The 9,251-nt window shown below is 54.5% G+C and carries 9 protein-coding genes and 1 tRNA gene; 6 read left to right on the forward strand and 4 right to left on the reverse strand.

Annotation, left to right across the window (positions count from 1 at the left end; all coding sequences use genetic code 11):
- The 4 genes from MVK46_RS05750 to MVK46_RS05765 form a co-directional block, all read left to right on the forward strand.
- Positions 1-573 (forward strand): PUA domain-containing protein (locus MVK46_RS05750; RefSeq protein WP_367182636.1); only part of this gene is annotated, 573 nt, incomplete at its 5' end.
- Between the two features lie 30 nt (positions 574-603).
- Positions 604-900 carry a DUF2103 domain-containing protein gene (locus tag MVK46_RS05755; RefSeq protein ID WP_297535688.1) on the forward strand — a complete coding sequence of 99 codons (297 nt, stop codon included), beginning with the start codon at positions 604-606 and terminating at the stop codon, positions 898-900.
- A gap of 111 nt (positions 901-1,011) precedes the next feature.
- Positions 1,012-2,331: a DUF2079 domain-containing protein gene (locus MVK46_RS05760; protein WP_297535689.1), complete on the forward strand. Its 1,320-nt coding sequence runs from the start codon at positions 1,012-1,014 to the stop codon at positions 2,329-2,331.
- Positions 2,332-2,344: 13 nt separating this feature from the next.
- Complete coding sequence (locus MVK46_RS05765) at positions 2,345-3,130, forward strand: hypothetical protein (protein ID WP_297535690.1); 786 nt, start codon at positions 2,345-2,347, stop codon at positions 3,128-3,130.
- On the opposite strand, the gene MVK46_RS05770 is transcribed toward MVK46_RS05765, so the two are convergent.
- Positions 3,095-3,727 (reverse strand): hypothetical protein, encoded by a 633-nt coding sequence (locus tag MVK46_RS05770; protein ID WP_297535691.1) that lies wholly within the window; start codon positions 3,725-3,727, stop codon positions 3,095-3,097. The two genes, MVK46_RS05765 and MVK46_RS05770, sit on opposite strands and share 36 nt — an antisense overlap.
- Before the next feature lie 57 nt (positions 3,728-3,784).
- On the opposite strand from MVK46_RS05770, the gene MVK46_RS05775 reads away from it, so the two are divergent.
- Both MVK46_RS05775 and MVK46_RS05780 read left to right on the forward strand, forming a co-directional pair.
- Positions 3,785-4,441, forward strand: a complete 657-nt coding sequence (locus tag MVK46_RS05775; RefSeq protein WP_297535692.1) for a class I SAM-dependent methyltransferase — start codon at positions 3,785-3,787, stop codon at positions 4,439-4,441.
- Positions 4,427-4,504 (forward strand) — tRNA-Gly (locus MVK46_RS05780). Before MVK46_RS05775 ends, MVK46_RS05780 begins: the two co-directional genes overlap by 15 nt.
- 579 nt (positions 4,505-5,083) lie before the next feature.
- On the opposite strand, the gene gcvT is transcribed toward MVK46_RS05780, so the two are convergent.
- The 3 genes from gcvT to MVK46_RS05795 form a co-directional block, all read right to left on the reverse strand.
- Positions 5,084-6,280, reverse strand: coding sequence for a glycine cleavage system aminomethyltransferase GcvT (gene gcvT / locus MVK46_RS05785; RefSeq protein WP_297535693.1), 1,197 nt, complete (start codon positions 6,278-6,280; stop codon positions 5,084-5,086).
- Positions 6,281-6,324: 44 nt separating this feature from the next.
- Positions 6,325-7,548, reverse strand: coding sequence for an ABC transporter permease (locus MVK46_RS05790; RefSeq protein WP_297535694.1), 1,224 nt, complete (start codon positions 7,546-7,548; stop codon positions 6,325-6,327).
- Positions 7,541-9,251 (reverse strand): hypothetical protein (locus MVK46_RS05795; RefSeq protein ID WP_297535695.1); only part of this gene is annotated, 1,711 nt, incomplete at its 5' end. The genes MVK46_RS05795 and MVK46_RS05790, both read right to left, overlap by 8 nt.

Below are 9,251 nucleotides of genomic sequence, written 5' to 3' on the forward strand. Positions count from 1 at the left end.
GACGAGGCCTACGTCGAGATAGCGAGGCTCGCGGGCGAGCTTTCGGGCAGGGAGATAATATTCACCCGCGTTGAGAACGGAACGACGAGCAAGGAAAGCCTGAAGTCCCTCACCGAGACCCTGAGTGAGTTCCAGCTTGAGGGGACGAAGGAAGACAGAACCTACCGCTACTTCGAGAACATAAGGAAGGTCTTCGACTTCTACTTTGGCGCTGGAGCAGGAGAGGCCGTCCTTCCAGATAACGGCCACGTTAAAGGCTCTAAAATGCTCCGCCTATTCGTTGAGAACCAGCAGACGGGAACCTTCAGGGATGGCGTCATAAGCGTCACGCCCTTCGGAATGCAGAGGATTTACGACTCGCTCAAGGCCTACTGGGTGAAGATTGACTTCGACCTGCGCGGTGACGTCTTCGCAGTCGGCGTGAACGAGGCCGACGAGAGGATTCGTCCGGACGACATAGTCGGCGTCGTGAGGGACGAGAAGGTAGTCGGCGTCGGCAAGGCCGTTCTCGCTGGAGAGGAGATGATTAGGGCGAAGAAGGGCGTCGCCGTCAAGGTGAGGAAGCGGGCTTAAAATTTTAAAGTTCCTCCCCTACCTTTTCTCATGCCCAAGCACTTCCGCAAAGGCGTCAAGAGGGAGCACCACTTCCTCAAGGGGCTTGAGAAACCCCTCGAGGAGATAGCCTCGATTCCCGGCGTAAAGAAGGTAATCCCGGGCAGGATTTACGCGAGCGATTCCAGGGGTTTTGAGATTAAGGTGACGCGGGAAACGCAGACCGGCCTTAAGCTCGTCGCCAAGAGCGACGGGAGCGTTCAGGAAGTTTTTCTCGTCGTTGATAGACTGGACCGGGCCAGGGTTCGCGAGGCAATAGAACGCCTTGCCGAGGACTGGACGAAATAGTTTTAAACCAACGCGGTTTAACCACATCTGATGGTGAGATTCAAAATTAAAATTAAGTTATCATCTTACGATTTTACTGCGGTGGTTATTGCAGTAGTTTACACGCTCGTTATGATTTATTTAAGCTTCCTTAAATTCAGGTACTTTGCCTACAAGAGCTTTGACCTCGGAATCTTTACGCAGTCCCTGGCGGGCTTCCTGCACGGGCGGCCCCTTTTCAACACGGTTGAGTGGCAGCTCTACGGCGTCTCTAATCACTTCGGCGTTCATTTCCAGCCGATTCTCTTTCTCCTCGTTCCAATCTTCGCGCTGTTCCCCTCAGCCAAAACCCTCCTCGTGATTCAGAGCATTGCACTGGGTTCGTCGGTTCTGCTGGCATATCTCCTTGCCAAGAAGGTTCTGGATGAGAGGCTCGCCATAGTGCTGACTGCTCCCTACGCCTTCAACTCCTCCCTCATCGGGATTAACCTCTTTGAGTTTCACCCGGTTTCGCTGGCCGTTCCCCTCTTCCTGCTCGCGGCAATCTTCCTCGTTGATGGAAGGGAGAGGGCCTTCATCCTAACTTCAGTCCTCCTTCTGTCCGTCAAGGAGGACACGTTTCTGGGTGTGATTTCGCTTTCGCTGTGGTGGGCGCTCCGCGACGGTTTCTCCTCTGGAGTGCTGAAGAGGAACGTTCGCTTCATAGTCCTCTCGATTATCGCGGGGGTCTACGGGTTAATAGCAATCAAGGTGATAATTCCGCACTTCGGAAACGGCTACATCTACGGCTACCTATACAAGCATGTGGGCATAAACGGAAGGAAGCTTGCCTACTTCCTGCTCTTCAACCTGAGCTTCGGTCTGTTGCCCCTCTTCATCCCGCGGAACTGGGTTCTCCTCGCTCTTCCGTGGCTCGAGAACCTCCTGGCTTCGCGGCCAAGCCAGTACACGTTTGGATTCCACTACCCCTACATGCTCGTCCCGCTTTCCTTCATTGGGACAGTCTTTGCCGTGAAGGGGCTTGAACTGTGGAAGGTTAAGAAAATCCTCTCGGTTCTCATAGCCTTAGCGCTCGTAACCTCCTGGGCGACCATGCCAGTTGCGGAAAAGCCTCCCAAGAAGCTCTTTCCTCTAGTTTACTACTCGGTTCTCCAGCCGGCTCCGGGGTACAAAACCGCTTGGGCGGTCGTGGACGTTCTCCTGAAGACGAACCTCTCAGTTTACACACAGCCCATATTTTACCCGGCCCTTGCGGTCAAGGAGAACGTCTACGTTTACCCCGCGAAAGTCAGGCCAGATTTGGTTTTCGTGGACGTGAAGACCTACCACGGGAGGCTCTACCTGGTGAGGCTCAGGGAGATGGTTGGTGGGAGGTACGTTCTCGTGTATTCCAAGAACGGCATAGAAGTGTATAAAAGGGTCGGGGTGAAGTTTCAGCTTAACGCGCCGTGAGGGGGGATGAGAGGTGGTCGACTTCGTGGAAGCCCTTACGAGGGGTTGGGAAAAAGTCGGGGAGCTTGCGCCCTTGATGGTGGTTCCACTGGTTCTCACACTGCTCTCGGTGGACAACCTGAGAAAGGTCGTTGCCTTCTCCGGCTTTCACATCGGGGTTAAGTTCGTATTTCCTGAGGACGTTCCCACCCTCTGGAGCTTTGTTTCGCCTCCGCCTTCGGCAGGCTCGGGTGTTTCCGCCGTGGGGCTTGTACTTATGCTGGTCGGTGCCATCGTAGGCGCGTTTCTCTCGGCCGGCTACCTTGGGAGCATAAGAGACAGGCTTAGTGGCCGGGAGACGGACTTCATGTCAAACGGGGAGAGGTTCTTCCTCGACTTCCTCTGGTTCAAGCTTCTCCTCCTCGTGATTGGGGTCACGCTAATATTTACCGGAATGCTCCTCAGTGCTCTGATTGTCCTTGCGCTGCCGCTGTTGCTCTTCGTTTTCTACCTGATTTATGGAGTTCCGTACCTTATAGTTTCCCAAAACATGAGCTTTGGAGAGGCGTTCGAGAGGAGCGTGGAGATGGCCCTTAAGGGAGGCGATTACCTCGGCTACGGTCTTAAGTACCTCGCGTTCGTGGCCCTGGTTTCAGTGCCGATGACGGTCGTCGTTGTGAACTTCGGTCTCGTTGGTTTGTTGGCTGGAATCGCCGTCTCACCGGTGCTTGCCCTCGTGCTGTCCACGGCAACGATGATTTTCTTCCTTGAGAAGACGAGTACCTCAAAGCTCCCGCTTCCCTTCGAAGAACTCAATTAGCTCCTCGTCGCTTGTTTCTTCATCATCTGTATAACCGAGCTCCCTCTTCTGCAGTTCGATTAGTCCGGGTGTAAGGAGAAGCTTCCCGTCCAGCTTGGGAACAGCGTAGTGGAGCGTTATCTCGCTGAACTCATCGAGCTTTATCGTCGGGTTCTCCTCGTACTCAACCTCCTCAAGCCTCTTGCCGTCAGCGATTAGCCTGGCCACTATTGAAGCTCCGTCAATCGAGAACTGGGGTTTTCCGATGTGCCTGACCTTAACGCCTTCCATCTTCGACGTTATGAACTCCTTGGTTCTTCCCCTCGGAACGGCATCGCCGAGGATTCCTCCGACGACTATTATCGTGTCCTCCTCTATATCTTCCGGCTTCAGCTCCTCCTCCGCTTGAAGGTCGAGAACTATGATTTTTGAGCGGTCAAAGGGGAACTTTGTGACGCTTTCCCCTATGACGCTCCCGAGCTTCGCGAGTTTTTCCCTCTCGTCGGGGCGAACGTTTGTGAAAATCAGCCTCTCCTTCCACCACTCGCTGGCGTGCCTGTACTCCAGCCACAGCCAGTCGCTTATCTCCTCGAGGTGCTCTATGACTAGGTAAGGCATGCTCCCACCGCCCGGCTTTGGGGTTCAACTTTTTAAAAGCTCTTCCCAAGTTGGACCATGTCGTTTAAGGTCAAGTATTCGAGGATGGCGAGGTACTACGAAACCCTTGAGAAACCGCTCGACAGCTTTCTCTGTCCCCTGCGCGAGAGAGCTGTCTCCTTCGTGGAGGGAAAAACTCTAGAAGTCGGCGTTGGCGTAGGGAAAACGCTACGCTATTACCCAAGGGGTGTTGAACTCTGCGCCGTTGATGCGGTACCTGAAACCCTTGAAATCGCCCGGGAGAAGGCTCGGAAGCTTGACCTGAACGCCTGTTTTGAGGTTGCAGACGTGGAGGAACTCCCCTTTCCCGAGGGCACGTTCGATACGGTCCTGAGTTCGTTCGTCTTCTGCACAGTTCCGAATCCCGAGAAAGGAATGAGAGAAATCCTCCGCGTCCTGAAGCCCGGAGGAAGGGCAGTATTCCTCGAGCACACGAAGAGCGACTCACCTCTGCTCAACTACCTCTTCCTCCTTCCTCTGAAGTTGCCGTTGAAGGTGCTCCTCGATGACGACCCGCTCAGGGAGACCCACAGGCTCGTCTCGAAGTACTTCGAAATCGAGCGGGAGGAGCACTATTACCGCGGAATCGTCCGTTTAATCATCGCACGGAAACCAGGGGGTAAAACTTTTAAAGCCCCCGGCAATAGGAATAACGGGCGTGCGGTGGTAGTCTAGCCTGGTCTAGGACACCGGCCTCCCAAGCCGGTGACCCGGGTTCAAATCCCGGCCACCGCACCATTACAGCCCTTACTTCGCAAGCGCTGGCGGAAAGTGTTGTGCCGATTCTAGGGGTTCATTGCGTATGGGGTTTCTTTTTCACATATTCCTTCTCAGGAAGTTTCACTCTAAGAAAGCGCCCTTCGGGCGCTGATAACAAGGTTGAAACGATCTTAAGGGGTTTTGTTGTAGTGTTAAACCCTCTACTAGCTTGCCCCTTGTTAGTGCACGGCTGACTTTTTGCCTATGGGTAGGAAGGGTACTCTTTGGTCAAGCTTTCTTAAAGCTTGTTCGCCTGCGCGACATCGGGCTTTGCTCGACGCAAGGGACGACAGTCCCGCAGAGTTTGACCAAGGTTCGTGATTCTTCTCTAAGAATGCAATTCAAAGGAGTTTTGCTCTCTCATCTACCTGCTCTGGTACAGGGCCATCGAGGGAGACGTTGCCTTCGCCTCGAACTTAGCCTACCTCGTTCCCTTCCTCAGCCTGCTCTTCATCTCAACGGTTCTCGGGGAGAGAAAAGAAGTTTCGACGCTCATCGGACTGACCCGCATAGTTGCGGGCATAATACTGGAGAAAACGATAAAGAGAAAAGGGAAACTCACTCCTCCCTGAAGGCCCCGTATTTCTTGGGGTCGTAGAACGGCGGAATGACCGTTACGGCCTTCTTGGGCTTGCCCCTTATCTCTACCTCCAGCTCAACACCCGGCCTGGCGTACTCCTCCTTCACGAAGGCTATTCCTATGCCGATTCCGAGGAGCGGTGAGAGAGTTCCGCTGGTTACCTCGCCGATGACCTCCCCGTTGGCCAGAACCCTGTAACCTTCCCTCGGGATTCCCTTGTCGACCATTTTGAAGTGGACGAGCTTCCTGCCGAGACCCCTCTCCTTCTGCCTGAGGAGGGCGTCTTTGCCTATGAACTCCTTGTCCCAGAATATCGCGAAGTCGAGGTTGGCCTGGAGCGGGGTGACCTCGTCTATATCGGTGCTGAGGAGCTGTAACTCCTTCGTCTCGTTGCCGTAGAGCGTGTAGCCTGCTTCAAGCCTTAGGGTGTCGCGAGCGCCGAGTCCTGCTGGCTTTATGCCGTACTTCTTCCCCTCCTCAAGGATTCTCTCCCAGACGTGCAAAGCTTTTTCGGGCTTGCCCCTCTTCTCCGGGTTCGGGTGGTATGGATTGGCGTCTTCAATGTAGACCTCCCAGCCGTTCTCGCCGGTGTAGCCGCTCCTCGAAAGGAGCATCTTGATTCCGTCGAGTTCAACCTCCTTGGCCTGGAACCACCAGAGGTCGTTGATGTCTATCCCGAAGAGGTCTTTGGCCAGGTCCCTCGCCCTCGGCCCCTGGACGGAGAACATTGCCATGTCGTAGGTCTTGTTCTCAATCTCGAGGTCAAGCTCGCCGAACTTCTCTATTCCGCGCTTTATGGCGTTGAACCAGGCTTCAAGCTTCTCGAAGGCATCGCTGTCGCAGACCATCATGTAGGTGTCGTTCCCGAGGTTGAAGACGAGGGTCTCGTCCTTAACGGCTCCACGCTCGTTGAGAACCAATGTGTAGGTTCCACTTATGGCTGGAGGCTTGCTTATGTCGTTCGTCGTTACGTACTGGAGGAACTCCAGCGCGTCCTTACCGCGAAAGATGAACTCGCCCATGTGCGAGACGTCGAAGATGCCTACTCCGTTTCTAACCGCCAGATGCTCCTCCTTTATGCTGGAGTACCAGATTGGCATCTCCCAGCCTGCAAATTCTTCAACCTTCTTGGCGTGCTCCTTATGCCAGTCGAAAAGGTGAACCCTCTTGGCCATAGCCACCACCGTTCAAACTATGGTCATAGCGTTATAACACTTTCTCACTCGATGTGTCTTATGGCCTCCGCCGGGTTCAGCTCGGCCGCTTTTTTGGCCGGGTACACGCTCGCGGCGATTCCTATGAGGAATGTTATGCCGAAGGCTATCGCAACGACCCTCAGGTCAACGACGGGGTTTGGAAGGCCCGGCGTTTTGGCGCGGAGAATCTGGACGACCACGTTCGCCATGACTATACCGGAACCAAACCCTATCACACCGCCGATTATCGTCAGCATTATGCCCTCGAGGAGAATCATTTCGAGTATGAAGCGCTTCTTGGCGCCGAGAGCCCGGTAGGTTCCTATCTCCCTCGTCCTCTCCATGACGGAGGTAAGGAGAGTGTTCACAACCCCCAGCGCACCGACGATGAGGGCTATGCTTCCGATTCCGAGGAGGAGGTTGTTGAGCATGTTCTCAATCTGAACGACCACTTCTATGCCCTGCCTCTCGGTTATGACCGTTGCACTGGGGAGCAGTTTCTGAATCCTCGCCTTCACGTAGTTTACGAAGTTGACGTCGTCAACCCAGACCTCGATGAAGCTTATCTTTCCCGGCTCGTTGTACATCTCCTGGAGTGTTCCGAGGGGGATGAAGACGCTCGTGTCTATGAAGCCCCCTATGAAGCTCTGACCGCTCTCCTGGAAGTTGCCCGAAACCTTGAACTCCCAGGCCCTACCGCTAGAATCGTATATCTTTATCGTCTGTCCGGGCAGTATCTCCCAGTTGAGCATTCCGCCGCCCTGCTTCTGAATCTTCCCGTTGGCTATGGAGTAGCCGAGCAGAGCTTTGAAGCGCGAGCCTTGAGGAATGAACTGGCCCCTCTGGAGCTGGGGACCGGTCAGGGCGTAGAACTTCTGGGCGTCCCGCGGAATTATGCCCATGACCGTTACGGGAACTTCCCAGCCCCTGTATTCCATAACCGTGAACTTGACGAGAACTGGATTTATAGCCTCGACGTGGTTTATCTTGGCTATTTCGTTCGCAACGCTCTGGTTGAGGGTGTTCGTGCCTATCGTCCATATCGAGGCCCCCATGCCCGGAAGGACTATTATGACGTTGCTCGTGCTCTGGAGCGTCCTGCTTATCGAGAGCTGGAAGCCCTCCGCGATGGAAATCAGAGCGGTTATTGAGGCTATGGCTATTATTATCCCCAGCATCGTGAAGAAAGTTCTCAGCTTCCTCCTGTGCAGGTTCCTGAAGGCTATCTTCAGTATCTCTCTATCCACGGCTCCTCCTCCAGAGCAGGATTATTATGATGACCATCACAGCCCCGCCGACGTAGTAGTAGCGCCTGTCCTTCGACGGCGCTATGTTGGCCGGAATCTGAACTTCGAGGGTCTCGTTGAAGCTCGTGAAGTTCCCGCTGGGAAGCATGTAGGTTACCCTAACCGTCACCGGATACCTCCCGGCCTTCAGGGTGGTGTTCAGAACCACGAAGTTTACGCTGTCGTAGTCCATCGGCTCTATGCTCCCGACGTAGCGCTCGCCGAGCGGAAAGAGGCTCAGCTCGGGGGAGCTTATCGAAACCGTAACTCCCCTGGCCGGCGCCTTTCCGTCGTTCGCTATGTCAACTTCGAAGTTGTACTCCCCGTCGTTTATCCAGACGTTACCTATGTAAGCTTCAAGCTTTGGATAGCCCTCCACATGAACCCCAAACGTTCCCTGGGACTTGTACTCGACGCCGTTTTTGTCATAGTAAACCACGACCACGTAGAGCGGATACAGGCCGTTGGAAACGTCCTTAACCGCAAAGTACAGCTTTCCGCTCGCGGTTCCGTTCACGGGTATCTCGCTGAAGTAAAGGACGCTCTGCTTTCCTATTGGGTAGAGACTGCTCTCCTGCGGCTGGCCCTGGGCGGTCGGGAAGAGGCTGTAAGTCTGGGTCTCCTCCTGCGGTTTGGTCGTCAGAACCTCAACCATAACGTTGTATGCCCTTTCGTTTCCCGTGTTCTTGACCGTGATTGTGACCGTGAAGTTTGAGGCCGGCTGAACCGGGTTCGGCTGAACCTTGAAGCTCTCGACGCTTACCTTCGGTCTGAAAACGTCGTTCACAGGAATGCCTATTTGAACTTCCTCCGTTTTAACGACGCCGTTCTGGTCCCCGTATCTGAGCTGAACGTAGAGCAGGTAGACATCCGGTTTGAGGGCCTTTGAAGCTATCAGCCTGAAGTGAAGCGTCCTAACCTGTCCGGGTGCAAGCTCGTCCGTGTACTTAATCGGCCCCTCCAAGTAAGCGGCGAAGGGAATCTCCTGCTGGAACGTTGGAATCGTCACCGTTGGAAGGAGCGTCTTCTGGGTCTGCTCGCTTCCCTGAACAACGGGCTGGGAGTACAGGTAAACCCTAACGAACCTCGCCACCTGGTCACCGACGTTCTTTATGGTGACGCTCAGGTTGAAGACGCCGCCGACCTCAACGGGCGTGAAGCTCACGTTCTGGATTACAACAACCGCTCCCTGGACGATTGAGTAGCGTATGTATTTGGGAGCGAGTATCTTCATCCTGACACTTCCGTTGGTGATGTTGTAAATCACTATGTCTATATCGTGCCAGTAGTGGCCACCTATCCCGAAGTAGGCGTAGTCCGTGAAGCCGTCGCGGTAGTAGCGCATGAAGACGGTTTTGTTGCTCACGTTTATGAGGGACAGCTGAACCGGACCGTAGGAAAACGTTGAGTTGGCCTTCGTCGTCCCGTAGAAGACAGTTGTTGGCTTCGAGAAAACGGCGACGAGCGCCGAGGGATTGCTCGTTGGGTTCTTCACGTAGTTGAGGTAAACCTTAACGTCCCCGTACGTGTAGCTCTGGCCCTCACCGAGGGCGAACTCAACGGACGTGAAGTTCCTGTTGTCCCGGAGCTTGAAGAGAACCAGGGGTATTGTCCCCGTCTGGGCGTTGTAGAGGAAGTCAACGACCGTCAGCGTGTAGTTTCCA

Origin of the sequence: Thermococcus sp. (assembly GCF_027066465.1) — an archaeon.
Taxonomy (GTDB): Archaea; Methanobacteriota_B; Thermococci; order Thermococcales; family Thermococcaceae; genus Thermococcus.